The sequence below is a fragment of the Paenibacillus profundus genome, from assembly GCF_021369635.1.
Lineage (GTDB): Bacteria > Bacillota > Bacilli > Paenibacillales > Paenibacillaceae > Paenibacillus_B > Paenibacillus_B profundus.
In genome coordinates this window covers 24,358-49,549 of the sequence record NZ_JAJNBZ010000024.1, presented here as the reverse complement: position 1 = coordinate 49,549, position 25,192 = coordinate 24,358, and the positions used below count along the sequence as shown (strand labels likewise).

Here is a 25,192-nt window from a genome sequence, read left to right as displayed (position 1 = left end):
TTACACCTCCATCACAAGCAGCTCAGGGTTAGCGAGCAATTGCTTGATGTAGTTCATAAAGTTTTGTGCTGTTGCGCCATCGATGAGACGGTGGTCGAAGCTAAGGGACAATGCCATTACTGGCGCCACTACGATTTCGCCGTTCTTCACAACTGCTTTCTCGGAGATACGTCCTGTACCCAAAATTGCAACTTCAGGGTAGTTGATGATTGGTGTAAAGAACATACCGCCCGCGGAACCGATGTTCGTAATCGTGATGGTGCTGCCTTTCAATTCGTTCGGGCCGAGCTTGCCATCGCGACCACGAGTCGCCAAATCCTTAATGTCGTTTGCAATCATCCAGATGCTGCGACGATCGGCGTCTTTAATAACCGGTACGATAAGACCATTGTCTGTGTCTGTTGCGATACCGATGTTGTAGTATTTTTTGTACACGATCTCTTGAGCTGCTTCGTCAATCATCGCATTCATCGCTGGGAACTGACGGCATGCTGCCACGAGTGCTTTCACGATGAACGGCAAGTAGGTTACTTTAGTTCCTTTTTTCTCCATCATCGGTTTCAGACGCGTACGGAATGCAACGAGGTCTGCCACTTCAACTTCGTCCATAATCGTTACGTGTGGAGCTGTATATGCCGATTTAACCATGGCGTTGGAAATAGCTTTACGGATACCTTTGAATGGTACACGCTCTTCATCAGCGTCACGGCTTGCTGCTGCAGCCGCAGGAGCGGATTTCGCTTCAGCCGCTTTCGGTGCTGCTGCTTCTTCCTTAGCCACTGGAGCGCCGCCGTTGGCAAATGCTTCAACGTCTTCGCGTGTAATCTTGCCGTTCTTGCCAGTTGCAGAAACTTCACCGATATTTACGCCCAAGTCGCGAGCAAGCTTGCGCACGCTTGGTGTAGCCAATACATCATGATTCGGTGCTGCTGCCGTACCTTCTGCTTTAGGAGCTTCCGCTGCGCCGCCTTGTGCTGGAGCCGCTTCTTCCTTCGCTTCTTCTTCTGGCATTGCTTGCTCAGGGATATCGCCTTCTGCGTCGATAACTGCTACGACTTCACCCATATGGCACACTTGTCCATCTTTTGCAAGCACTTCCAATACCGTACCATTTACCGGACAAGGAACTTCAACGACAGCTTTGTCGTTCTGGACTTCCATGATGATATCATCATCAGTCACCTTATCCCCCGGTTTAATATGCATTTTAATAATTTCGCCTTCATGCAGCCCTTCCCCTAGTTCAGGGAAGCGATACTCAAATTTAGCCACAAAAATAACCTCCTTCTCTCTGTTCGGTTCCTTCTTAGAAGTTCAATACCTTGTTGACGCCCGCAATGATGCGTGCTGGATTCGGCAACCACTGATCTTCAATCTGTGCAAATGGATACACAGTGTCCGGACCAGCGATACGCAGTACAGGAGCTTCGAGGTGCAGAATTGCTTTCTCGTTGATTTGCGCAATCACTTCTGCAGCCACACCGGAAGTTTTTTGAGCTTCTTGCACGACAATGACGCGGTTTGTCTTTTTGACAGACTCTACGATCGTGTCGATATCGAGCGGCATCAATGTGCGAAGGTCGATGACTTCTGCTTGCACGCCTTCTTTTTCAAGTTCAGCAGCTGCTTTCATTGCTGTATGAACCATCAAGCCGTATGCCAAGATTGTAACGTCTTTCCCTTCACGGACGACATTAGCTTTGCCAAGCTCTACCGTATAATCATCTTCAGGCACTTCATCACGGAATGCATGATATAGGTTCAAGTGCTCCATGAAGAATACTGGATCGTTGTCCCGAATTGCAGAAATGAGCAAACCTTTTGCATCATAAGGATTCGAAGGAATTACTACTTTAATACCCGGAGTTTGAATCATCAAACCTTCCAGGGAATCTGTATGCAATTCTGCTGCTTTAACACCGCCACCAAATGGTGTACGGAATACGATTGGCGCATTGTAGCGTCCACCGGAACGGTAACGCAGGCGCGCTGCTTGCACGCACATTTGGTCAAGCGCTTCGTAGATAAAACCGACGAATTGGATTTCAGCTACAGGGCGGAAACCTGTAACGCCCAGACCAACTGCCATACCGCCGATTGCGGATTCTGCCAGTGGCGTATCAAATACGCGCTCGTCCCCGAATTCTTTTTGCAAGCCTTCTGTTGCACGGAATACACCGCCGACATGGCCAACGTCTTCCCCAAATACAACTACGTTAGGGTCTCGTTTCAATTCCACGCGCATTGCGTCGCGAATCGCTTCTTTCATATTCATTTGTGCCATTGCTTTGTTTCCTCCTTACCGTTATCGCAGAGCCAGAATGGAATCAGAACAACCTCGTCAGCTAACGATGGTTCGTTCTATATATAAGTTGCCGGGCCACATCATCTTAGGACCGGCTATATTAATCGTTCTTATTGGAAGTCAGCTTTTTGCTCTTCCAAATGCTGCGGTGTCGTTTCGTACATGCTATCGATAAGACCTGCAACTGTCATTTTTTCCGTTTGTTCGGCACGTTTGATTTCAGCGTTTACTTTTGCTTTCGCTTCGTCTTTCACACGTGCTGTATCTTCTTCGGTCCACAGACCTTTTTTCTCTAAGTATTTACCCAAGCGAACGATCGGGTCTTTAATCGCCCATTCCGCTTCTTCGTCTTTCGTACGGTACTTCGTAGTATCATCCGCCATGGAGTGTGGACGGAAACGGTAAGTTAAGGATTCGATCAATGTTGCGCCTTCGCCTTTACGTCCGCGTTCTGCCGCAATTTGAACTGCTTTAATGACCGCGAGCACGTCCATTCCGTCGACTTGCATGCCGTGGATACCAGCCGCAACGGATTTATGTGCGATCGATTTCGCTGCTGTTTGCTTCGTGAACGGAGTCGTAATGGCATATCCGTTGTTCTGAACGAAGAAGATGACAGGCAGGTTAAATGCGCCTGCGAAGTTCAAGCCTTCATAGAAGTCACCTTCTGAAGAACCGCCGTCACCCGTATAAGTGATTGCGACTTGCGCTTGTTTTTTCAATTTGAAGCCCATAGCAATACCCATCGCGTGCAGGATTTGCGCACCGATGATGATTTGCGGCATCAATACGTTGACGCCTTCTGGAATTTGACCGCCGTGTTGATGACCACGGGAATACAAGAATGCTTGATAAAGCGGAAGTCCGTGCCATACAATCTGCGGCATATCGCGATATGCCGGAACGACAAAGTCTTCTTTCTGCAGTGGATACACGCTGCCGACCATAGAAGCTTCTTGACCGGATACCGGTGCGTAGAAACCGAGACGGCCTTGGCGGCCCAAGTTGATCGCACGATCGTCCCAGGTGCGTGTAAATACCATGCGGTACATAATTTCTTTAAGTTGCTCGTCCGTCAACTCCGGCATCATATCCGGGTTAACAATTTCTCCTTCTGGAGACAAGACGGACAACGGTTGAATATCTTCCGTCTGAACTTCGAATGGGAACTTGCTCATGTTTTCTCACCTCAATAAAAGTTTGAAGATTTTGTTTCGCTGTTATAGAATCATTATACACCTGTTTTAATCGTTTGGTCAAAAGAAAACGCGGAAAAAGTGAACATTCTGTTTAATTGTTGTTATAACAGCACTCAAAACCCACTATAACAGGCTGTTACAAAATTGTGAACTTGTGCACATGCAGTGAACATTTTGATGCACATTATATATGGTAGAAAGCACTTTCCACATTTCTGCTTTCATCCGTGTTCACGACAATGAACCTAACAAAGATATTATTGTCCAACATGGACTAAATTTTGCATGAGGCGGTGTAACTAATGTCGGATTCTTCTATTTTAAAACGTACCATTGTCAAACACGACATTCCGAGCAACCATTTAGGCGGGAGTCGCCGTGTTCGCGTCTATTTACCACCCGGATATCAAGAGGTGCTCAGCTATCCTGTCGTGTACTGTCAAGATGGCGAAGATTTTTTTAACTTCGGCCGCATTGCAACCCATGCCAACAAGCTCATTATCGAAGATGACATGGAGCCGTTCATTATCGTCGGCGTCGAAGTCGACAAAAAACTGCGCACATCCGAGTATTCTCCAGACGGGGTGCGATTTGAATCCTATACGCGTGCTTTTGCTGAAGAAATTGTGCCAGCCATCGAGCAGCTCTATCCCGTCCGCACGGATTGGACTGAAGTCATCTTAGCCGGAGATTCGCTAGGAGGGACCGTTTCGTTGCATCTGGCGCTGATGTATCCCGAGCGGTTCCGTCAAGTCATTTCGTTATCTGGCGCCTACTATCCATCTTCACTTGAACTGATGTCGCTTGAGAAAGATTTGTCTTGGCTTCATCTGTTCATGATTGTTGGTTTACAAGAAACGGAGTTCACGACCGACACTGGCACCTACAACTTCGTTGAATTGAACCGCAATGCGAAACAAGTGCTGGAAGCACGCGGCGCCCACATTCAGTATGCAGAACATGAAGGCCAGCACTTATGGGGATTCTGGCAGAAGCATGTGCCTGATGCGCTCCGTTTTTTCCTAGACTAATAAGTTATATGTATCTGCCTTGCACTACTTATGGAAACATATAGCATTGTTCCATACCAATTGAAACAAATGCAGCAGCGGCATACAAGGACGTATGTCACTGCTGCACCATTACATTCCTCTACATTGTGGTCAGCAAATGTTGTTCTTGTACAATCCGCTCAAGCAGCTTGGAGCAGCCCGAAGACACCAAGCGATAAACCTCATCGAAATTTCCTGTATGGTACGGATCTGGAACATCTTCTACGCTCTCTTCCGGTAGCAATGACATGAATCTGATCACAGTCGATGTCTTGCTCGACGCCCCTTCCCAGTTCATAACATTGCTTTCGTTACTGCGATCCATGCACACAATATAGGTGAATTGTTGAAAATCATCCGGATGGAGTTGTCTTGCCTTCATTCCGCTATAGGAGATTCCTTGATTATCTAATATACCGCGGGTTCCTTCATGCGGCGGTTTCCCGATGTGCCAATCTCCGGTTCCAGCAGAGTCCACTACGAGCTGTTCAGACAACCCCTTGTCTTTAATCTTTTGTCGTAATACCGCTTCAGCCATAGGTGAACGGCATATGTTTCCTAGACAGACGAACAACACTTGTACCATCCTTCATCCTCCTTATATCAATATATCTTATAGAGGTTATTCTAAAATCCCTTTTTGAACACGCACCTATACTTTACGGCACGTCAGCTTCCTTTGGCAAATTTCTATTTAAATCGACATCATGTCATTGGTGGTGTTGCAAAAATCCGCTATACTTAATATTGTAATGTTTAGAAGCGATGTATTGATTATAGTGAATCATTATTTATGCTTTTTAGAAAAGGACGGTACGAAACATGTTGATACATACACCTGAGCCTCGGCCATCGCATGTCATCATTTATGCCGGGGGGCAATTAGGCGATTCCATGCTAACTCTGCTTAAGACGGCCGACTATGTAATCGGCGCCGATCGGGGCGCGCTGTTTCTCATTCAACATCACATTCAGCCTGACCTGGCGGTAGGCGATTTTGACTCCGTTCAGGAAAATGAGCGCATATGGATTCGAGAACAAAGTCGACAATATATCGATTTTGACGCCGTTGACAAGGATTACACGGACACGGAGCTCGCCTTTAACATCGCACTTGAGTGGCTTCCCGAGCAAATTACGCTGTGTGGCGTTACCGGAACTCGCCTGGATCATACATTGGCCAATATCCACCTGCTGCGCAAAGCTCTTGACGCCGGAGTAGCCTGCCGAATTGTAGATGACCACAATTTAATTATGATAACTAACTCAGCTCTTACATTGACGCGCCAGCCCTTTCCGTACATCTCTTTATTACCGCTCAGCAGCGTTGTCACCGGCATCACATTGGAAGGCTTCGCATACCCTCTTACGAATGCAACCTTGCAGATCGGCCAATCACTTGGAATAAGCAATGAATTTGTTAATGAAGAAGTTACAATTACCGTTACAGACGGGTATTTGCTCGTCATGTGCAGCCGCGATTAGCTTTCGCGGTTTTTTTAATGGTTACAAATTGTCATTTCTCATCTAACTTTAATGTAATCGATTACATGTTGATGGAGCCTGATTTTATTTTAGGGAGTTAAATTTTAGAGGGTGGGTTTGGTTATATATCCTCTGCTATACTCTGGATGTAATCAAAAACGTATACGGAGGGATTGACACTCATGACAAAATCCACTACTAAACGTTGGACGCGCCTTATTGCGATCATGTCTATCGCCACTCTGCTCAGTGGGGTGAGCGCTTACAATGCTCCCCGTATTGAAGCCGCACCTGCCGCAACGAACACGAACGCATCCTCCTACTGGGATGGATTTGAGCTTTATCCAAATGACGGATACGATAATGGTTCAAACAATACGACAACTACTAATACAGTTGCTGCGAAGATGATTAATCTCGGTGATAATTATTTGGGTGTAAAATATAAATTTGGCGCTTCTACTGAAACGACAAAAGTATTTGATTGCTCGTCCTTTATGCACTTTCTGTACATGAAGCAAGGAATTGACTTGCCGCGCGCCTCTTATGAACAGGCTACCGTAGGAAAAAAAGTGCAGCGCAGCGAACTGAAAAAAGGAGATTTGCTCTTTTTTGCTACCGGAAGACGCGGTAAAGGAAAAATTGCCCACGTCGCCATGTATGCCGGAAACGGGAAAATTTTGCATACATTCGGTAAACCCGGTGTCACTTACTCTGATTTGAAGGATTGGGATGATACGTACGTTACGGCACGAAGAATTGTGAACGACGATATTATTGCACGTGCGAAATCTTCCATGCAGCGTTCCGGCACACCTATTAAAGCAAGCTAGATTGTTGCTTCGGGGCTTTCCATGCGGTATCCATGCCCCCGCACCGTACGAATGAATTTCCAGCCGTGTCCGCGATCGATCTTGCGGCGCAAATAGTTAATATACACTTCAACGATATTGGTTTGCGCGTCAAAGGCCATATGCCACACTTCGCGCAGCAATTCCTCACGAGAACAAATGCGGTTCGTCCGCAATGCCATATATAAGAGCAATTCGTATTCCTTTGGAGTTAAAGGTACGGGTTGCTCTCCCCTGGTTACTCGTTTGCGCTCTATATCAATGGATAGATCACCGATTGCAATGACTTGATTGGTCTCTTGTTTCAGCTCTGTGCTAAAAGCCCGCCCTATGCGTGCATCCCACTCCTCAACCGGGCACGGAAAACGAATAATATCATTATATCCATGCTGTAAAGCAGCGTAGATTCCGGCGGGCACCGCATTGGGCACTATCAGAATAACGGCCCCTTTTACATAATGAACCTCCATCGTGAAGAGCGCTTGAAGCTGCGGAGGAATCTCAAGAAGTCCCTCATCATTATCTGTATACTTATCCAAGCTTAACGCAATCACGACATATTTAAGGTGAGAATGAGTTCGAAGTGTCTCCTGCAGCCTTTCCCGCAGCGCCTCTTGAATGACAGCCCACTGCCATTCGTCACATAGCAATTGTTCTATCGGTCCGTCCATCCATTGTTGAAACCACGTCTGAATATGGTTCGTATACGAGTTGCCGGGGTGAACATGAATGAGAATGTAGGATTTAGACATTTGCTGACCTCAGTAAAGGAATTATATAATTTCTCTATATCCTCATTCTGTCCCTAACTCCCCCAACTTAAAGCATCAATCCCCCTAAAATCGCACACATGAGCACGACGACCCAAGGCGGGAGCTTCCAAGTTATCAATAATAACGTGCCAATCAAAATGATGGTAAAGTGTACGGGGCCGTGCACAGATGTAATCCATACCGGATTGTACAGCGCGGCCAGCAGCAATCCGACGACGGCGGCATTCACGCCTTTAAGCGCTGCACGAACACCGCGCCACTGCCGCAGGCGATCCAAGTACGGCAGCGTTGCGCCTATTAATAAATACGACGGGAGAAATATAAATAAAGTTGCAATGCACGCATATCCAATTCCTAGCCAGCCCGGCGCTAATGATGCGCCGATAAAAGCGGCGAAAGTAAATAATGGCCCGGGAACGGCTTGAGCCGCTCCATAGCCCGCCAGAAGGATGGACTCATTAAGCCATCCCGCATGCGCCAGTTCTTCTTTGAGCAGCGGCAGCACAACATGACCGCCGCCGAATACTAAGGAGCCTGTGCGGTACATCATGTCGGTCAGTTGAGTAATGACTTGGAATGAAGCTGTTTTTAGCCATGGCAATACGAGAAATAGCCCAGAGAATGCGGCAAGCAAAAACAGTGCAGCCGTCCGGTGTAAATGATTGTCAGGCTCAGTCGCTTGCGATGGAGTTGCTGCGATCTCTTGCTGTCCGTTGTCATCATGCTTTCTGAACAGAAGCACTCCAACGATGAGAGATATCAAGATAATCGCCAGTTGTCCGTACATTCCCGGAACAAACAACGCCCCCGCTGCTGCGGCAATGGCAATCGTGACTCGTGCCGGATCTGGTGTCAGCTGCTTCGACATCCCCCATAGCGCTTGAAAAATAATCGGCACCGCGACCAGCTTCAAGCCTTGAAGCCAGCCCGGCATATCGTCAGGAAGCCAGCCTAGGCCGAGAGCGAATGCAATCAGCAAGCATGCGGAAGGCATAGTAAAGCCGAGCCAAGCCGCAATGCCGCCTAACCAGCCGGCCCGGATCATACCGATGCCAATGCCAAGCTGACTGCTGGAAGGACCCGGCAGCATCTGACACAGCGCATTCAATTCGGCGAATTGATTGTCATTGATCCAACGTAATTGTTCTACATACTTTTTGCGAAAATACCCAATATGCGCGATCGGACCTCCGAAGGACGTCAGTCCTAAATGTAATGCCGCCACAAACGTATCCCATACGCGTCTCGATGCACTCGGCATGACAAGCCTCCCATGATGTACAAATTAGTTGCATCGATCCAGCTCTAGACGGAACTTCACTGCCGTTTGCCTTATGTCAGCCCTTTCCACAACCGCATGGATAACCGCGATACCGTCTGCCCCAACCTCTAACACCAGCTCCATAACATCGTTCACGATAAATGAAACCTACGCTTGACGACTAGCCGCCGCAAGACGATGTGCAAGCCGAAGACGTTCCGCCGCCATCAAGCTGGAGTCAGATGCTTACTCTCTAAATTCATAGCATGTTATTCCAGATGAAAGCAATATCTTTACACAATCTTCAAGCTTGCCATCATGCACATTTTCTGTGAAGCAATCGCGACGCCCGCAGCGCTCATCGAATCATACCTTCCAACGGGCTGCTCGCTGTAGCACAGCGTTTCATCGGAATTCGACCCGCTTCATACCCCATTCGGCCCGCTTCAATCGCCAGTTTCATCGCCGCGGCCATCTTTACCGGATCGCCTGCTCCTGCTACAGCTGTGTTGAGCAGAACTCCGTCTGCCCCCAGTTCCATTGCTTTCGCCGCATCCCCGGGTGTACCGATTCCTGCATCCACGATAACCGGAATTTCAGATTGTTCAATGATGAAAGATAAATGAAGCGAGTTTACCAAGCCAAGACCCGAGCCAATCGGAGAGGCCCCTGGCATAACTGCATGGACGCCTAATTTTTCGAGCCTCTTAGCAAGAATGACATCATCCGAAATATACGGAAGCACAATAAAGTCTTCTTGCAGCAATAGTTCGCAAGCTTTGTAGGTTTCGATTGGATCGGGAAGCAGCGTCTTCCAATCCCCGATTACTTCGACCTTAATCATGTCGCATAAGCCAGATGCTTTGGCCAAGCGAGCAATGCGGACCGCTTCTTCTGCGTTCTCGGCCCCTGCTGTATTCGGCAGCAGCGTATATCGGTTCAAATCCAACAGTTCGAGAAAGTTCGGTTGTGCCGGATCGTACACGTTCATTCTTCGCACAGCAAATGTTAAAATATTTGCCTCCGACACTTCAACCGCCTTGCGCTGGATGTCAAAATTAGGGTACTTCCCCGTGCCAAGCAGCAAACGGGACTGAAAACGATAGGGACCGATACATAACGATTTCGACTCATCAGAATTCATCATTATCCCCCTCCTACAAAATGTACAATTTCCACGCGGTCTCCGTTCGCCAAGCCCGTCTTGGCATGGTCCGACTTATGCACGATGCTCTGATTCAACTCCACCACGACGATCCGGTTCTCCATCTGAAGATGAGCGAGCAGATGCTGTACCGTCATTGTCATCTCAGGCAATTCCATTACTTCACCATTCACAGTAATCTGCATATGCGTAACGCCTCCTTAGCTAAATTCCAAGGCCCGAACCTGGGCGCGTTGCGGAGCAAAATGTGTCATCACCGGCCAAGGCATCTGCTGAACTCCGTCCGTTATCCATTGCGCTAACCCGATCCCAGTCGCGGCGCTGAGCAATATTCCATTGCGGTAATGTCCTGCAGCAAGCCACAGGCCATCGTATCCTTTCACAGGTCCGATGAAAGGCAGTCCGTCTGTTGTAGCCGGACGCAGACCAGCCCAAGCTTGTATCCATTCCGCTTCTGCCAATGCAGGAACAAGACAAGTGGCTTGACTTATAAGCCGCTGTATCGCTCCCACCTTCACGGTCCGGTCATACCGCATCGCGTGAGATGTAGCACCGATATAGATGTTCCCTTCGCTTTTAGGTACGATATAAGTTCCGTTTCCATAAACAACAGACTCCATCTGTAAAGCATGAGAGCGTACGACAGCAAGCTCCCCTTGCACCGGATAAAAAGTAAGATCAACGCCCAAATCTCTCGTCAACATACCGCTTTCCAAGCCGGAACAAATAATGACGGCGCCCGCATGCCAACTCTGGCCTAACGTTTCCACCCCAATGACTCGGCCGCTCTTGTGTAGAATATGGGTAACTGTCTGGCTTTCCACTATTCTGGCTCCGTAACGCTCCGCACTTCTTGCGAGTGCAAATGTCAATTTCGTTGGTGAGACGTGCCCCTCATCTGTAAGGAAGAAAGCTCCCTGCAGTTCAGAGCTCAACCTCGGTTCCATCTTCATCATTTGTGACGAAGGATGCCATCGGATGCCACCTGAATCGATACCACCTTCATTCGAATATGTATTGGTCTGCTGCAACTCATTCTGAATGTCTTGCACGTCTTCAGCAGAACCGACAGGAATGAACAGTCCTCTCTTGCGAAGCTCAATATCAACGTGCGACTGCTCCCACAGCTCTTCTGCCCATATAGAGAAATAATCTAGGCTTAGACGAGCAAATGATCCGAGGCCCTTATGTTTGAACCGTTCTGCGACAGGTGCCAGCATGCCCGCTGCTGTACATGTCGTGCCAAGCCCAAGACGGCCGCGCTCCAGCAGAGTGACTTGCATACCTCGCTTGGACAGTTCATATGCGATAGCACAACCAATGACGCCGCCGCCGACAATAAGCATATCCGTTGTCTGCGACTGGTGAGTGGTATAAGACATTTTTTTCTCCTCCCGCACAATGTAATGGTGGACAAATGTGTATCTCTCTATGACCGAAGCATTGAAGTGCCTTGAACGGCAGCCATTAATGATTCTCTATACCGTCGAGCAGATAGTGCAGGATGCTCGTCATGCCAGATGCCGGACATGACCGCCACACCAGAAGCACCAGCCGAGATCACCTTTCCGATGTTGTCATAAGTAATTCCACCGATGGCTACGATGGGAATCGTAATCGCTTGTCTGCAGCGCCTCAGTGCTTCCTCCCCTTTTGGCTCCCGTCCTGGCTTGCATGCTGTTGGGAAGACATGACCATAGATGATATAATCGGCGCCTTGCTGTTCTGCTTGCCTTGCTTCTCGTTCGTCATGCACGGAGACACCCATCAGAAGCTGAGCGAACGCGGCGCGCACCGCATGCGGGGGCAGGCTATGGTATGCCAGCTGTACGCCACGCAAATTCGCAGCGGCAGCCACATCCACGCGGTCGTTGACAATGAGTTTATGCTGAGGAATCCCCGCTTCCCGATACTGCTCTACTGCGTCCCACATCATGCGCGCGGTCCACTGCTTCTGCCTAACATGGATGGCATCGACATAAGGATGTATGTCTACCGCGATCTGGACACATTCCAGAATGGACTCGCATTCGGGTGTAACCGCATGCAACCACGGGATTATCATAGGAAATTATCCTTTCTTGATCGGATATTGACTGAGTATCGCTAACGTGCTGCAAGCATCCATCCGTCACGAGGACAAAATAAAAAGCCACTCTCCCGCAGAGAGTGGCTTTGATTGAAAGTAGGACCGAGCTAGATGTACCGGTGAAAGGAGAAAGGCGTGCGTGTTCATGTGCCATGCCAAGCATTCAAAAACAATATATCCTCCAGAGAATGCCGCGAACAAAAAATCGCGCATTGTGCTGCAATAGCACCTCTAGCATATATCTACTGCTGAGCAAGCCAAGACTTACACGATTCTCAAGCCTTATGTAACCAGTCATGAGCAAGGATGACCCAATCAATCCACACTTCCCTACGCTGGTATAACCCAGATCAGGTGTTTAGGGTCCGAAGCCTGCGCTTCATCTCAGCCGAATCACGGCACCCCTAGTGATGGATGCAATATTCATGATGTGCAATGCAACGTTAGTGTAACATGAAACAAAACAATTGGAAAGAACTTCTTCCTTTATGTCCTTAATGTGTTCCCGTTACTCCGAAATCATCTGTAGAAGCTCGGTCCGCATGATAGAATAACACGTCTCCGTCAAGAAGGCGGAATGTGATTCCATAAGGATCTGTAAATTCATAGTTAAAACCTTCACGCTTCCATTGATTCGTTAATGGAGCATCAATATATTGCAGGTGCGGAAGATTCAACTCTCCATTCCGGATGGTCTCGATGTTAAAGTTGACTATCAGATAACCGTTCCGTAAGAAGAACGGAGCTTTGTCATCAAAATGAAACTGACGGCTCAGATCATAACCTTCCGGCACGATATATAATTTGGATGGCAAGTTATACTCACCGTACCATTGCTGAATCGAAGCGAAGGCTCGTGACGGATTGACTCCTTGCGGAATGGCGAGCGGTCCCAGAAAAGTGCGCAGCTCTTTCGGCAAACCAATCAAGTGGTATCCACCAATATTAGTTTCCTTTTTGGCCCGCTGCACCCATTCCCTAATGTAGACCTGTTGGCTCTTTGTCATCTGACTTCCGTGCAGGTTGTAATAGGCTGCGGCTGTGTCGACAATGGATTGTGCATCCATGGTGCGCAATCGGGCGTCCAGTACAACATTGCGCTTAACGGTATCGTGTTGCGACCCAATTTTCACAAATTTCCGCTGTTCCGTATGATAGTAGACGTTCACTTTTTGCCGTTTCTTGCCGTCCTTGTCCACGAAGTAGAAGCTCGGTTGGATTCGAATGCTGTCCTGTGGCCCGAACATATTCCCTTTTGTCTTTAAGTCAAACTTGAAATGATATCCCGTCTTTATTGCGATATTTTTATAGCCTGAATTCGAATGGCTTCCTTGGCGCACCGGCAGCACGTGCGGAACCCCACTCCCTCTTGGATCCCCATCGATATTGCGATCACCTACCCAGTAGTACGCACCCGTATGTTCCTTATTCCCTTTTTGCTTACGAAATACCGCCTGTAGTGATAGGTAAGCGTTTGATGCAATCTCCGGCTTTTCCCCCACTCTACACCGTACGTGAGTCTTTCAACTCATACGGCGCCCCATCTACTCGCAGCAGAACACGATCGGCCATTCAAGAGTAGACTTAGGGCTGTTCCTCCATACCCATTACAGATATTTCATCAGTCGTTCCCCTACCCTCACAAGGATAAATTCATTTCAGCTTACGCCTTATAGCAACCGCCTAGGGTGACAGCCCTTGTTGCGACGTTCCTTGCTTTCCAAGTACCTTGTAACTTAGCTATCCATGCTGACCTTAGGTGCTGCCTATGAGCCTGTGGGTTGGATACCGCCCTTGTTCGGTATAGCGAATTTCCTAACTGGGATTTGTACTTTTCGCCACCCACGCTAACGTATAGTTAGCCTATATGTTTCCATATCGTTCTCATTTAGACCCGTACATTCAGCAGTTCGTCAGTTCGGTCTGAACATCCTCACCATAGTCAGTTTTTCAGCCGCCCGGCATATCCGTTGGCATACCTTCTCTAACCAAGTGGCTCTAGCCTTCGTTCTGCCGACTCTACCTGTGCTTCACACCCTGTAACCTGTCTATTACAGCGCGCGCAGGAGTATTCGCGGGATGGTGTTGGTGTACATGGTTCCCTCATTCCCATCCTCAGTTACAAAGTTAGGTTTGATTGCTAAACCCCTGCCTTTCGCTTAAATGCTACGCTTATAGCAGAACTTGTCGCACCCCAATTGAAGTCGCTGATGTCGGTAATTTTAAAATCATATAGACGACCGATCACTTCGATCGGAATCATGTCCGCAGCTCGATGGTGCGCTAGATCTAGATTCGCATTTCGTTGAGCCGCTACGTCAGATGGCGCGTTCTCTGCTGTTGATCGGAACTCAATAGTATAGTCTCCCTCGTCCACCCATACCGGCAGGGAAAAATCCGCTCGTTCTTGTGAAACTGGAATACTTATCCATGTTCTTTTCGGAAAGAACTGCGATCGATCCGCACTGTATGCGTCAAATGGGAATTTGACTTCTTTTGATCGAAAATACTTCTGGAAATCCCGCTCCCCATATCCCGGTATGTCTAGATGTTTTCCAGTTGTCGGCATGTATACTGTGAACGGCCGATCCAAAATGAAAGACGAGCGATTCAGATTCGGTTTTGTTTTTTGATTATGCTCTCTATCATCGGATGCCATCGCATATAATAAGACAGGGGTATGTATCGTAATCGTGTTCATACCGTTTATCGGGAACTGCCGATCGGAACCGCCATTGATATTGTTCGGTAAGAGATCGTAATAGATCGTGCCCGTGCTCGACACATCCTTCGCGTTAGCCTTATGACTCTCAATCAGTTGGCGATCCTTATACAACACGTTCTCATTGATTAGAAACGGCAGCGGTATCGAGCCTGGCGTGGGGCCACGCTCATCCGTCACATCTCCATTCATTACCGTGTTCCCCTTGAAAATGAGCGAATCGTTGCGTACCTTTACCTTCCCAATTGCTTGCTCCGCTGCCGACTTGAACGCTCCAGAGTAAGTCGGCAAATTTTTCCCTACCGTTTGCGGCGGTAGAGTGATAGAGCGAGGGTGCGGTTCGCCTGCAACCCCTCCATTTCGAGCTACCTCGAAGTCAGGTGGAGTATATCCCGTTGGTTCCAATGTAACGCTGCTATTAGGCAATGCTACATTTCGCAGCTCGGCTTGACGGATTTTATACACTTCCAAGTTGTCAATGACCCAGTATGAATATGGGCGCTTCACCGTGATAGTTTCACTTACCGTTTCTTCCTCTTCCATTTCTTCCGAATTTGTTTTTCCATCAGGCCCTTTAGTGGATTCGGTCCATGTTTTCGTGAACGTCTTCGTAACAGGAACTTCATAGGTGCAAATCCCACTCATTGGAACAAACTTGTTCTGGAACAAATAATTAAGAGCAACTGCATTTGCGTAAAGCGCCTCTGATGTTGGAATGCCCCTAGATACGTCGAAGCGTTCATTTCCTCGGTTGTCCGCCAAAATCTTTGCCGATACCTTTGGAACCATCGTTTTCGCCTCTATCGGTGTACCTCGTGTAGGAGTTGTACAACGTCCATTAGGATCGGGCTTCGGATCGGGATCTGGATTTGGGTTTGGTGGAGGACCTCCAAACTCTTTATAAACGGCAACCACATTCGTCCCTCCGAGGCTAACCGTGTAATTCCTTTGTGTCAGTTTCGGATTCGTATCCGGATCGCCGTCCTGCTGGAACCTTTGTTCGTTCGGCTTACGAGCACCTTGTATGTATGATTTATATATTTTGTACTTCTTCCCGTTATGGTCTATTTCTTTCTCAAATGTATGTGAGATAGTCGAGCCGACTGGCCAGTTTAAATGAATTGGCAGACTCTGATTTTCAATCTTTTTACGATTGATTTCCGAGCCATTAGATAATTTAATTATGGAGTATGACGGAAAAAAAGAAGAGTATTTTACTTGAATATCATAAAATTGGCCAAATTCTCTATCGTTCGCCCACGTTTCCGCCTTTTTAATACCCTGTAAGTCATAATATCTTACCCCTGTCGGTATTCCCCAATGTAACACGTCAAAAATAGAGGAAATGTATATCGTGTCACCTTCACGAATTTCTTCTAGACCTGCTTCACCTAATGCTTTAGAGGCAACCTCCTCCGGAACTTTAAATTTTGTTCTTAACACCCCGTTGCCAAGATCTTTCTCATCGACTTGTTCAAGCCGGTCGATAATGCCCACTGGGCCTTTAGAACGTGGGTCACATTGTGCTTTGCCAGGTTCACATCGAGGTTCCCGATGTATCATAAATCCGGTAGTGCGATACTTGATATTCGTTGCTGCTTTTTGGCTTTCTGTTATAAAATTTATTACTCCATCAACTATTTTTATTCTATCTGCTGCATGAATTATAGAGAGAAAGGAAGGAAATAGTATTGTAACAATAAGTAACGTACACCAAAATTTCTTCATCTATTACAACCTCTCTATTTTCCACGCTTAATAATAGCATTATCTAAAAATAAGCTAGCCCCACCATCTACCATTAATGACTTTGTATATTTAGCCCCATCAATATTAGAAGAGAGTGGAACATCCACATATCCTCCATACCACACATTTTTTTCATACTGTAGCAGTTTTCCATTATCGTTCTTAATCAAATGGAAGCTCGTATCGTATAGTAAATCTTTGTATTTATTAAAGTTAGTGAATCTAAACTTGATTTTTGCTCTCATTCTGTAATCCATACCATCGTTATAGAGAATACTTGGTTCCGATATTAGATGTCCCTCAACCTTAATTTTATTTTTTATTGCCCAATCAACATATGTTCTCATTTCTTGGTCCCCGCCTAACTGGTTTACGTAGCTCCGAACCTGCTTTGCCCAATTGTAATCAATGTTTTTATAATCCACATTCAAAACTAAGCCATAATACTCTTCTATTTTCTCCTTCCAAGCATCTACATTTACTCGATTTATATGTGGCTCACTTAATAATTTCAATGGATTCATAAATTTATCTTCTTCGCCCTTTTCAATATGCAGAGGAACTTCGTACATCTCGTTCGGAATATCCTTCAAAATATACGGGAAATCCTTATGATTCTTCGGTAAATTCGTCGTTCGGATTTCGCGGCCGTACTCGTCCAGCTTCACATCCGCTTTCTCAAATCCCGGCGTTTTAACATAAACATAGTAAGCCCCCTTATCGAACTCGACCTCGGTTCCAAACGCTTCGCTGACGAATCGAAGAGGAACGAAGGTGCTGGACCCGATCATCACCATTTGACTGTCAAACGTTGTGGCTTCTCCGTTGATGTACGCGGTCGAATCATTCACCTTCATTTCGATCCGGGCATCTCCTTTTTGAATCATCGCTTTCTTGCTTTTCCCATCCCATTTCACTTTGGCGCCAAGATTTTCAGACACGACACGCAACGGGACCAACGTACGGTTGTTAGCGTCCATCATCGGCCGAACTTCTTGGAATGGAATCTTGTTCCCATCTAGTACAATTTCAAGAGCACGTTGGGTAGCATCGTATTTGAGCGCTGATGCAGTCGAAATTAGGCCCGGAAATGAGCCAATAGCCATTGTCCCTGCAATCACGAATGAAACTATCTTTTTCATGTTCGATTCCCTCTCAGTTCTCTCATTTTTTTGTCCATCTCAGATCGAATTACCCTTCATACATACACGCTCATCTTCAAGCTATCACCAAGCTGTGAGATGACGTTATATATTGAAGCTTTTGGATTTTCTTATTTTTGTACGCATCTCCCCCTTCCGGCACTTGAATAGTTTAATATCGATATATCACTCTCCAGAATTTACCTTATTTTTTAATTAGAAACAATGTATCTAATTGCATACTTTCAAAAAATATCCATTACGGGCTGCTTCCTTCTCATTAGAGAATGTCTCTTCTATATAATCTGGAGCACAACGACTCGGAAATGCATATTTAATGTCATTTATCACCGTGCCATAATACACATCTCGCTTTAAGAGACGCGAGCCCCCAAGCGCGTAATTATTATATGTGCCATGCCCTATAGGAAGTCCCTGCACAAATGCGAGGACACCCACATCATCAATCGTATTATTCCATTCTTCGTTGGAAATGGTGGGCAACGTAAACGTGTAGGACACCCCATTGCGGGCAGCCCATTCATTATGCTTATTTATGGCATATTCCAGTTCATGTTGGATCGCATTCACAATCGTTGTCCGGCGAACAGCATCAAATCGAGCATCATTCTGCAGCAATGAAATGGTAGAAATCGTTTTTAATTCATGTTGAAATCCTTCTATCCATCGATTTGCATCTGGCTGATAGATAACAACAAAATCGTCCAATGTAAATGAGAATACATTGCCTTCTTCATCGGTATACGCATAAGGAACTGTCGGTTTCCATACATGTTGGAGTCTCACCTCCCCCTTCGGGTCCACGAACTCTTCTTGTGCATATATATCAAATCCGTCATACCCGATGACCGCAATAACCGGAATGTATTGCTTTAATTGATTTTGTCCCATCGGATCAGCGAACAGCTCGAAGTTAACATAAAGTCTATTAAAGAAGGCTTGAATCGCATCCGCTTTGCGCAGCTCCAATCGCTTATGTGACTCGTACCCTTCCTCCGTCTCCTTCCAGATCGCGGAAGTGTTCAAGGTGAGCGCCGCATCATTCACAGCATTGTCTAGCACTTGATTGTACTGGGATTCGGTATGAAGCTTGAACATTTGTTCTTGCGCATGCAAGCGATTAATCCAAAAGAAGGGTAACATAATCAACACGAACAGGATGGGAAATTTAATAATCTTCATTTCGAACCATCCCCCCTACAGGAACGACAATCTTCTCCGTCGGCGCAAAGGATTGACTTAACCAGTCCAGCAGAACGGTCGCTTGCGTCCGATTCGTATTTTTTACCGTGACACTAAAGTAGTCTCCAATCTTTAGCTTATACCGTCGATTTGGCGCATCGATCGGTTGAGCAAGATAGGGAAATAGAGTCTTCATAATCAACGCTTTGTTGTTGAGCCGGTAATGTACCAAAAAGTCGGACTTGAACGTATTCTGCTGTACAGGGTCCTCGTAAACAGGGTCATATTTCTTTTCATAATGAATCATGTCTACGTCGAACATATTCCCCGTTAGTTCAATTTCCATCACGAACCGGTTCCACATCTCTGGCGTAACGACGCCCTTGTCCCTTACCGCATCGACAAACTGATGGGTGCTCTTCATGACATACATCGTTGATATATCATCTTGTCTCTGAAAAGACTCCAATAGAGGAAAGATAAACAGCAACAGTATGCCTAACAGGGTGGCTAGAAGCTTCAGCAGTGCATTAACCACACACTCTCCCCCCTATTGATATATTACTCGCACGATTTCTCCCGTTTCATTTCGGATCACCTGTGCGTGATAGGTCTTTTGCTGTGGAATACTTCGTAGAGACAATGCTTCTACATCCATTTCCGGTGTGTAGACCATGCCTTCGACGAGCAACTCTACCTGCGTTTGCGGCAGCAATCGTATCGTATGGATGACTTTAGCACCCGTTCGCTGCACTACATCCGCAATTCGAAGCGTTTGATCCAAATTTCGATCTTTATGCTGGTTTTCAACATCGGCTTGTCCAATCGCAGCTGAGGTATCATGAGCAAGCTGAAGCGAGAACGATAAGGCTGAAATGAAAAAAAGGATAGCCACAGAAAAACCGATTAAAATTCGTGCATTGTCCATATTTGCCTCCAAGTAAAAAGGGCGACTTCATGTCAAAGGCACCCATTATCCGATTACTGCTTATTGCTGCACAAACACAATCCCTCGCGTTACATTGCTCGAGTCGATAATGACCTTTGCTTTGAATTTCCCGCTCGGGTTCACATAACTGTCCTGTGACTCCATCTGGGCTATCTCGATGTTTTCGTTCCGTTCGGAGCTGGCAATAGTCCCGTTCCCAAGAACTTCGTCCCCATAGTACACACCACCCGCTTTGCTCGCTTTGTTTTTCCCGGTAACAACACGGATGCCGAACTGATCCTGCATGTAAAACTTGCGGATTGCATTAATCACCTGCGAACCGCTGACCATCGTATTGTCGTATACCGTGAACGAAGCTTTGCTTAACTCTGTTTGAATGGATGAGAATTCATTTTGAGCTGTCTTCGTCGCTTCCTGAGCAGACACGAACAGCAGGACCACAATAGTAATCAAAGCAATTGTTAAAAATATTCCTGCCGCCACTTTTAAAGCGGATTGAGCATTGTTCATGATTCAATTCTCCCTTTCTCATTCATAATTGACGAATTTGTTCAAAGGACGAGCGCATCTGCTCCGAGCTCATCCATACAAGCGGGATAACTAAATATAAAAATATGAGCGCATACATCGGCGCAAAGCCGAACCACTGTCCCCAGCTTGCTTTCATTTCAATGCTGTTCTCATAATGCTGCTTCATCATTTCTTGTTCGTACATCCATTCCTGCTCCACATCATCGAATGCTTGCTGAAGCGGAATATGGTCATGTGCCAATTCTAGCTTCTCTACAAACCGGACAAAATCGGGATAGGGCACGTCAGATTTCAATTGCTGCAATGCCATTTCTGGACCACTCTCCCAGTTCATCACACAAGTTCTCAACGCTTGGCGAAAAAACATAGAACTGCGGCTCATCCATTCCACGACATGCTCTGCAGTCATCCGCTCAAATGCACGCAACAGCAGAGTCAGTGATTGAAATTGGCTTAACTCCGTCCGCATGTCTATATACTGAATGCGAATACGAATGTGAAGCATCAGCATGGAATAATGATAAGCTGCCATTCCAGCTAGGAAAGTTAGAGCGAATTCCCACCATTTCACCTGGGCATTGCGTATTTGTTCCGCATATCGAGTAAACGCAGTGCTTACTTCATTCCGTCTGCGCTCATCCCAATCAGATCGACCGGAAAGGGAGGATGAACTCCATGTATCTATCACTAAAAGATTTGGATCATCAGTTGAATTGTTATTCATCCACCGCCTGGCATCTTCGGCAGACAGACCGAACGGCACAACCCGATCCAGCAGATGATGCCATGACCATTGCGTCGATAGAGATTGAAGCATGAATAACAGTACTAATCCTGTGATAACCGTGACACAAGCGTTCAACAAACGCCGACCGTAAAAATGCTCTAAGGGCATTACCTCGTTAGCTTCATCCAGCAGCCGCTGAACCTTGCGTACTTGTATTGGATTACACCGGGATAGCCAGCGTCGCAACAACCACCTTACACCCTTGATTTCCCACAGTTGCAAAGTCCACCTCCGCTGTTCTCTCGGGTTGAACAACTTGTGCCGCCATTGCAACTGCTGCAGTAAGCGATGACAGACTATTACTGTCAAGAACACCGTAAGCTGCAACAGCCAACCAAGCTTGCTCTTATAGAACCATTCCATTGCAGGAAAATAGGACTTGGCCCATTGCTCCAACGGATCCGTAAACAAAATCGGAATTACCGCTATCGCCTTCAAACCACCAAGCAAATACTCCAGTCTGGAACGCATCACCAACTCCAGTTGCATTTCACGAACGATCATCGATATCCCTAGCAAGTAGGAAGAGCCTTCCTTTTGCGGCGGATCCCCATATTCTGCAACTAAGCGCGACAGTCCGGCAAATAGCTTAAAAAACCGGTTAGGAGCCGCTTCCTCATAAGAAGCGAGCGCTGCTTCAGGCTCGGGATCGTGAACCATAATAATAAGGCGTTGCAGATGAGGTTCTATCATCGGGTCTGCGCGTTCGAGTGCTTCTTCCAAAGCAGCATCTACCATGCGATGGCGATGGTATGAATGCCTAACATCCGTAAACGCGACCGCGGCCAGCTTTAACAGCTTGAATGCAGCTCGTTGAATGACGTAATCGCGATATAGCCCCTCCGCCACGCTCAGCATAAGAATCAGCATGAACCACGACAACACATCCTGGTCAAAAGAAAGAAAGATCGCGGCGGCCAGCGCAGCAGTCATTCCGCTCCCTAGCATTACTGCAGCCGTCTTCTCCCGCAAGAGCCATTCGTCGTAGGAGTAGAATGGGGCTAATTGCAGGCGAAGCGATGCTGCTTTACGCTTTAAAAATGGCGTTCGACCGGCAACATAATAGAATTGCCGCAGCAGCTTCTTCTTATAGTAGTTCACTGTATCTGTCCAGCCACGTTGTACGGATACAGATGGACTCAACGCTTGTGATCGAGCTATACGCTGTCCAATCCCCCACAGTAAGACCCACATCATGATCGAAGTCGCCGCAACCCATATCATCCAGTTACTAGCCTGCAATCGGAAGCCCACCTTCCCGAGCAATCCACTCACGGAAACGACGCTTATCTTCTGCTGTCATTTCTTTCTCCATCGCTTCTTGCTGGTGCTTGGAGATCGGATGCACAAAGAAATAACGTCCATGTTGGTACTCCACAATGTTTCGATACTTGAATTGTTGCGTGCGAGCTGATTGGCGATGCAGTCGTTCTGAAGACATGATAAAATGTTCCCACGTTACAGGCTGCATTTGTTCGGCTGTATCCACGTCACTGCTTCCATCATCAGTGATGCGTACAGGGATACATTCCGTAATTCGTTCAATGTAACGTTTGCCGTCCGCATTGCGGCTTAAATGAACATCGAAATGGATAACGCCAGTCACCTGCTGCTCTGCAATAGATTCATTATGAAACATGCCCGTCTTCAAGAGTGAGTTGCGCAAAGAAAACACTAAGTCCGGAAATGTCTTGGCATGATGCGTGAAAATAGTAAATAAGCTGGCTACTTGTGCCATCTGTATCATCCAAGCCGCCACCGGATCCGTAGCCACTTCACCTAAAATATGAACGACCCCATCCGTCTTCTTCTGCACATCGAGCCCGGCTTGACCGGTAATTCGTTCGGTTTCCCGTAAAGTAAGCACGTTGCGCTCCGGATACAGACGTCTTAAATGAAGCTCAAACGCCTGTTCTTGCACGCGAAGCGGATAGAACGGATAAATAGCGCGTACTAACGCCATTAACAACGTCGTCTTGCCGGAACCTTGTGCACCGGTAATCGAAGTAACACGTGCCCCCTTCATTAAATATTGGAGCAGTGTGACTGGTATGTCCGCGTTTCTGTCCGTAATCAATTGCTCTAACGAGATGAACTCCGTGTCGAACTTACGTACGAAAAAAGCCCATGATTCGGCGAACGGCGGCCGCAAAACGACAACCCTTGAGCCATCCTTCATATGATTGACACGAAATCCGTCCGCTTCCGTCAACGGTCCAGGCGATTGATATTTGTAAATATTTTGGCATACCCGCTTCAGTTCGGCCTCATTGCCGAATGAGAGGAACGCAAGCCGAATGGATTTCCCTTTGTAAAAAACCCAGACGCTATCACATGAGCGGATCGGAACCTCTGCTGTTTCTTCAGATCGACGTTGAGTTGCCTTCGCCATGCGGCTTGAATGAACAAATCGTCCGGTCTGGTTCATAGCATCCTCAGGCACTCCGTTAACTCCCCCTGACACGCCGTCTATGCGCATATCGCGTATTTCATCAATAACGGAAAAGCCTTTATAACGCTGATACAACCGCTGCGCAACGATACGTAATCGGTCTGCCATCTGAAACTGCATTCGTTCCTGCCTAAACGCGTCGTTCAGTTCCTCTACTGTTACGACATAGCTTGATTCCTTGTCCGATTCAATCGTCACTGTTTTAAGATCGTCCCATTTGTACCGCTGAATCAGTTCATGCAGGGCATCATATTGATATCGCTGTTTGAAGGAATACAGCAGTAAATCGAATTTATCATGAGATGTCAAGCGGATCGGGTCGTCAAAAGGAATGAGCCGCTCAACATCCTCTTGGGATAGCTTGATGTGATTGCTTACAATATCGACAATCCATTCCTTAATATATTCCTTGTCCGCAGGATCCCCACTGCAGCAGCTGCGAAGCGATTTCTTCAGAGCAAGACGCCGTTGCATTTCTCGCTTGTGCTCCTCCTCGTCGGTATAGAAGTCCATGACGAGGTCATTCGTCCATACAAGAAATGTTTGTTTAATGACATTATCGAGCCGCTCCCATGACCATTCATGCAGCTGCTTTGCGAAGGGTGCAGCATTGGATTTGCGAAGAAACCGCCAGCCTAACCACATTGCACATCCGATGAGCAGAAATACGATAAGCAGCGTATTCCATCCCGTGCCACTCATCCCGACAATTCACATCCTTTCGCGCCAGATTGGCGGTGGAATCCCGATTCATCCATAATGAATTGGGACAGGCGCTGTTGCTCCGCGATAAATGAAGAGCGCTTCCCACGCCCATGCTGCATCGATTGATGCATGAACCATGCGAGCAGCCTTCCCTCATCGGCTGCGTTGCGGTATCCAGTGGAATAAGGCAATGTGAACAACGGTGTACTTAGCTTATATTTTCGTTGCACATTAGCTGAATTCAAGCGCACATCCGCATCGTACATGCCTAACACATAGGCTGAAGCATTCATTTTCTGCATCCGGAATACGCCCTCTATCAATCGCCGAACCTGTGGCAGGACGATGAGCGTTCCAGCGAAACCTAAACCTGCGTTTACATTGTCTATTTCCGTAACAGCCACATCCTGCTCATCGATATCCCACAACACGATGTCATAATGCTTACCGGCCATCTCCATTACTCTGGACATCAGGTCGATCCTGAGCTTACTTTCATCCCCTTCGAAGCCAGGTATAATATCCAGACGATGCATAACCTGAACGGTGCAGTTGACGAACAAATCGGCATCGAGCTGCCGGTGCTCGTATAAGCGAAGCAGAGAGCTCCATCCGTTTGGAGTCTGTAATGAGGCGCCGGCAACCGGCATCGATATTACACTGGACGGGAACAACGCTTCTACGCTCTGCCCCCTCTGCTTCATGTGGACGAGCAATACGTTCACGTTATGCTGCCATGCGAGGGTCATCCCTACACATGCCGTCACCGTTG

General features: G+C 47.1%; 24 protein-coding genes and 1 riboswitch. Of the genes, 3 read left to right on the top strand and 21 right to left on the bottom strand.

Features of this window, described 5'->3' with window-relative positions; all coding sequences use genetic code 11:
• From LQV63_RS22535 to pdhA, 3 genes are all read right to left on the bottom strand, one after another.
• On the bottom strand, positions 1–1,272 hold the full coding sequence (locus LQV63_RS22535) for a dihydrolipoamide acetyltransferase family protein (RefSeq protein ID WP_019423896.1): 1,272 nt from the start codon (positions 1,270–1,272) through the stop codon (positions 1–3).
• 34 nt (positions 1,273–1,306) lie between these two features.
• The gene (locus LQV63_RS22530; RefSeq protein ID WP_019423895.1) at positions 1,307–2,284 is read right to left on the bottom strand and encodes an alpha-ketoacid dehydrogenase subunit beta; all 978 of its coding nucleotides are present in this window, start codon (positions 2,282–2,284) and stop codon (positions 1,307–1,309) included.
• A gap of 131 nt (positions 2,285–2,415) precedes the next feature.
• A complete protein-coding gene (gene pdhA, locus LQV63_RS22525; RefSeq protein WP_019423894.1) occupies positions 2,416–3,483 on the bottom strand; it encodes a pyruvate dehydrogenase (acetyl-transferring) E1 component subunit alpha in 1,068 nt (355 codons plus the stop codon).
• 323 nt (positions 3,484–3,806) lie between these two features.
• Between pdhA and LQV63_RS22520 the strand changes: the two genes are divergently transcribed.
• A complete protein-coding gene (locus LQV63_RS22520; protein ID WP_233698394.1) occupies positions 3,807–4,535 on the top strand; it encodes an alpha/beta hydrolase in 729 nt (242 codons plus the stop codon).
• Positions 4,536–4,656: 121 nt separating this feature from the next.
• Here LQV63_RS22520 and LQV63_RS22515 read toward each other — a convergent pair whose 3' ends face one another.
• Complete coding sequence (locus tag LQV63_RS22515) at positions 4,657–5,142, bottom strand: low molecular weight protein-tyrosine-phosphatase (protein ID WP_233698393.1); 486 nt, start codon at positions 5,140–5,142, stop codon at positions 4,657–4,659.
• Positions 5,143–5,378: 236 nt separating this feature from the next.
• Here LQV63_RS22515 and LQV63_RS22510 point away from each other — a divergent pair, with 236 nt between their 5' ends.
• Together LQV63_RS22510 and LQV63_RS22505 are read left to right on the top strand one after the other, a co-directional pair.
• Positions 5,379–6,041: a thiamine diphosphokinase gene (locus tag LQV63_RS22510; RefSeq protein ID WP_233698392.1), complete on the top strand. Its 663-nt coding sequence runs from the start codon at positions 5,379–5,381 to the stop codon at positions 6,039–6,041.
• A gap of 182 nt (positions 6,042–6,223) precedes the next feature.
• The gene (locus LQV63_RS22505) at positions 6,224–6,874 is read left to right on the top strand and encodes a C40 family peptidase (protein ID WP_233698391.1); all 651 of its coding nucleotides are present in this window, start codon (positions 6,224–6,226) and stop codon (positions 6,872–6,874) included.
• Here LQV63_RS22505 and LQV63_RS22500 read toward each other — a convergent pair.
• The 17 genes from LQV63_RS22500 to LQV63_RS22425 form a co-directional block, all read right to left on the bottom strand.
• Entirely contained in the window at positions 6,871–7,644 is a 774-nt protein-coding gene (locus LQV63_RS22500; protein WP_233698390.1) for a winged helix-turn-helix domain-containing protein, read from the bottom strand. The two genes, LQV63_RS22505 and LQV63_RS22500, sit on opposite strands and share 4 nt — an antisense overlap.
• A gap of 67 nt (positions 7,645–7,711) precedes the next feature.
• Positions 7,712–8,926: a chromate efflux transporter gene (gene chrA, locus LQV63_RS22495; protein WP_233698389.1), complete on the bottom strand. Its 1,215-nt coding sequence runs from the start codon at positions 8,924–8,926 to the stop codon at positions 7,712–7,714.
• Positions 8,927–8,950: 24 nt separating this feature from the next.
• Positions 8,951–9,082 (bottom strand): hypothetical protein, encoded by a 132-nt coding sequence (locus LQV63_RS31550; RefSeq protein ID WP_267934155.1) that lies wholly within the window; start codon positions 9,080–9,082, stop codon positions 8,951–8,953.
• Between the two features lie 202 nt (positions 9,083–9,284).
• A complete protein-coding gene (locus tag LQV63_RS22490) occupies positions 9,285–10,073 on the bottom strand; it encodes a thiazole synthase (RefSeq protein ID WP_233698388.1) in 789 nt (262 codons plus the stop codon).
• Positions 10,073–10,276, bottom strand: a complete 204-nt coding sequence (thiS, locus tag LQV63_RS22485; RefSeq protein WP_019423886.1) for a sulfur carrier protein ThiS — start codon at positions 10,274–10,276, stop codon at positions 10,073–10,075. The genes LQV63_RS22490 and thiS overlap by 1 nt, the downstream gene beginning before the upstream one ends.
• 15 nt (positions 10,277–10,291) lie before the next feature.
• Positions 10,292–11,491, bottom strand: a complete 1,200-nt coding sequence (thiO, locus tag LQV63_RS22480; RefSeq protein WP_325175911.1) for a glycine oxidase ThiO — start codon at positions 11,489–11,491, stop codon at positions 10,292–10,294.
• A 29-nt stretch (positions 11,492–11,520) separates the two neighbouring features.
• Positions 11,521–12,156 (bottom strand): thiamine phosphate synthase, encoded by a 636-nt coding sequence (locus tag LQV63_RS22475; RefSeq protein ID WP_233698386.1) that lies wholly within the window; start codon positions 12,154–12,156, stop codon positions 11,521–11,523.
• Positions 12,157–12,490: 334 nt separating this feature from the next.
• A riboswitch (TPP riboswitch) is annotated at positions 12,491–12,596 on the bottom strand.
• A 78-nt stretch (positions 12,597–12,674) separates the two neighbouring features.
• Positions 12,675–13,682 (bottom strand): hypothetical protein, encoded by a 1,008-nt coding sequence (locus LQV63_RS22470; RefSeq protein ID WP_233698385.1) that lies wholly within the window; start codon positions 13,680–13,682, stop codon positions 12,675–12,677.
• A 638-nt stretch (positions 13,683–14,320) separates the two neighbouring features.
• Positions 14,321–16,630 (bottom strand): DUF5704 domain-containing protein, encoded by a 2,310-nt coding sequence (locus LQV63_RS22465; protein ID WP_233698384.1) that lies wholly within the window; start codon positions 16,628–16,630, stop codon positions 14,321–14,323.
• A 14-nt stretch (positions 16,631–16,644) separates the two neighbouring features.
• Positions 16,645–17,793, bottom strand: coding sequence for a copper amine oxidase N-terminal domain-containing protein (locus LQV63_RS22460; RefSeq protein ID WP_233698383.1), 1,149 nt, complete (start codon positions 17,791–17,793; stop codon positions 16,645–16,647).
• A 231-nt stretch (positions 17,794–18,024) separates the two neighbouring features.
• Positions 18,025–18,996 (bottom strand): hypothetical protein, encoded by a 972-nt coding sequence (locus LQV63_RS22455; protein WP_233698382.1) that lies wholly within the window; start codon positions 18,994–18,996, stop codon positions 18,025–18,027.
• Positions 18,983–19,534 (bottom strand): hypothetical protein, encoded by a 552-nt coding sequence (locus tag LQV63_RS22450; RefSeq protein WP_233698381.1) that lies wholly within the window; start codon positions 19,532–19,534, stop codon positions 18,983–18,985. Before LQV63_RS22450 ends, LQV63_RS22455 begins: the two co-directional genes overlap by 14 nt.
• A 12-nt stretch (positions 19,535–19,546) precedes the next feature.
• Positions 19,547–19,924 carry a hypothetical protein gene (locus tag LQV63_RS22445; RefSeq protein ID WP_233698380.1) on the bottom strand — a complete coding sequence of 126 codons (378 nt, stop codon included), beginning with the start codon at positions 19,922–19,924 and terminating at the stop codon, positions 19,547–19,549.
• Between the two features lie 60 nt (positions 19,925–19,984).
• Positions 19,985–20,455: an ABC transporter permease gene (locus LQV63_RS22440; protein WP_233698379.1), complete on the bottom strand. Its 471-nt coding sequence runs from the start codon at positions 20,453–20,455 to the stop codon at positions 19,985–19,987.
• Between the two features lie 22 nt (positions 20,456–20,477).
• A complete protein-coding gene (locus LQV63_RS22435; RefSeq protein WP_233698378.1) occupies positions 20,478–22,505 on the bottom strand; it encodes a GTPase SAR1 in 2,028 nt (675 codons plus the stop codon).
• Positions 22,495–24,417 carry an ATPase, T2SS/T4P/T4SS family gene (locus LQV63_RS22430; RefSeq protein WP_019423877.1) on the bottom strand — a complete coding sequence of 641 codons (1,923 nt, stop codon included), beginning with the start codon at positions 24,415–24,417 and terminating at the stop codon, positions 22,495–22,497. The genes LQV63_RS22435 and LQV63_RS22430 overlap by 11 nt, the downstream gene beginning before the upstream one ends.
• A complete protein-coding gene (locus LQV63_RS22425) occupies positions 24,414–25,187 on the bottom strand; it encodes a hypothetical protein (RefSeq protein ID WP_019423876.1) in 774 nt (257 codons plus the stop codon). The genes LQV63_RS22430 and LQV63_RS22425 overlap by 4 nt, the downstream gene beginning before the upstream one ends.
• Positions 25,188–25,192: the final 5 nt, after the last annotated feature.

What these genes read in the sequence shown, in the direction of transcription:
- thiS (WP_019423886.1), bottom strand. Translation starts at nt 10,276, where the DNA reads ATGCAGATTACTGTGAATGGTGAAGTAATGGAATTGCCTGAGATGACA.
- LQV63_RS22445 (WP_233698380.1), bottom strand. Translation starts at nt 19,924, where the DNA reads ATGGACAATGCACGAATTTTAATCGGTTTTTCTGTGGCTATCCTTTTT.
- LQV63_RS22505 (WP_233698391.1), top strand. Translation starts at nt 6,224, where the DNA reads ATGACAAAATCCACTACTAAACGTTGGACGCGCCTTATTGCGATCATG.
- LQV63_RS22530 (WP_019423895.1), bottom strand. Translation starts at nt 2,284, where the DNA reads ATGGCACAAATGAATATGAAAGAAGCGATTCGCGACGCAATGCGCGTG.
- LQV63_RS22510 (WP_233698392.1), top strand. Translation starts at nt 5,379, where the DNA reads ATGTTGATACATACACCTGAGCCTCGGCCATCGCATGTCATCATTTAT.
- LQV63_RS22490 (WP_233698388.1), bottom strand. Translation starts at nt 10,073, where the DNA reads ATGATGAATTCTGATGAGTCGAAATCGTTATGTATCGGTCCCTATCGT.
- LQV63_RS22460 (WP_233698383.1), bottom strand. Translation starts at nt 17,793, where the DNA reads ATGAAAAAGATAGTTTCATTCGTGATTGCAGGGACAATGGCTATTGGC.
- pdhA (WP_019423894.1), bottom strand. Translation starts at nt 3,483, where the DNA reads ATGAGCAAGTTCCCATTCGAAGTTCAGACGGAAGATATTCAACCGTTG.
- LQV63_RS22440 (WP_233698379.1), bottom strand. Translation starts at nt 20,455, where the DNA reads ATGAACAATGCTCAATCCGCTTTAAAAGTGGCGGCAGGAATATTTTTA.
- LQV63_RS22455 (WP_233698382.1), bottom strand. Translation starts at nt 18,996, where the DNA reads ATGAAGATTATTAAATTTCCCATCCTGTTCGTGTTGATTATGTTACCC.
- LQV63_RS22465 (WP_233698384.1), bottom strand. Translation starts at nt 16,630, where the DNA reads ATGAAGAAATTTTGGTGTACGTTACTTATTGTTACAATACTATTTCCT.
- LQV63_RS22475 (WP_233698386.1), bottom strand. Translation starts at nt 12,156, where the DNA reads ATGATAATCCCGTGGTTGCATGCGGTTACACCCGAATGCGAGTCCATT.
- LQV63_RS22515 (WP_233698393.1), bottom strand. Translation starts at nt 5,142, where the DNA reads ATGGTACAAGTGTTGTTCGTCTGTCTAGGAAACATATGCCGTTCACCT.
- LQV63_RS22430 (WP_019423877.1), bottom strand. Translation starts at nt 24,417, where the DNA reads ATGAGTGGCACGGGATGGAATACGCTGCTTATCGTATTTCTGCTCATC.
- chrA (WP_233698389.1), bottom strand. Translation starts at nt 8,926, where the DNA reads ATGCCGAGTGCATCGAGACGCGTATGGGATACGTTTGTGGCGGCATTA.
- LQV63_RS22500 (WP_233698390.1), bottom strand. Translation starts at nt 7,644, where the DNA reads ATGTCTAAATCCTACATTCTCATTCATGTTCACCCCGGCAACTCGTAT.
- LQV63_RS22520 (WP_233698394.1), top strand. Translation starts at nt 3,807, where the DNA reads ATGTCGGATTCTTCTATTTTAAAACGTACCATTGTCAAACACGACATT.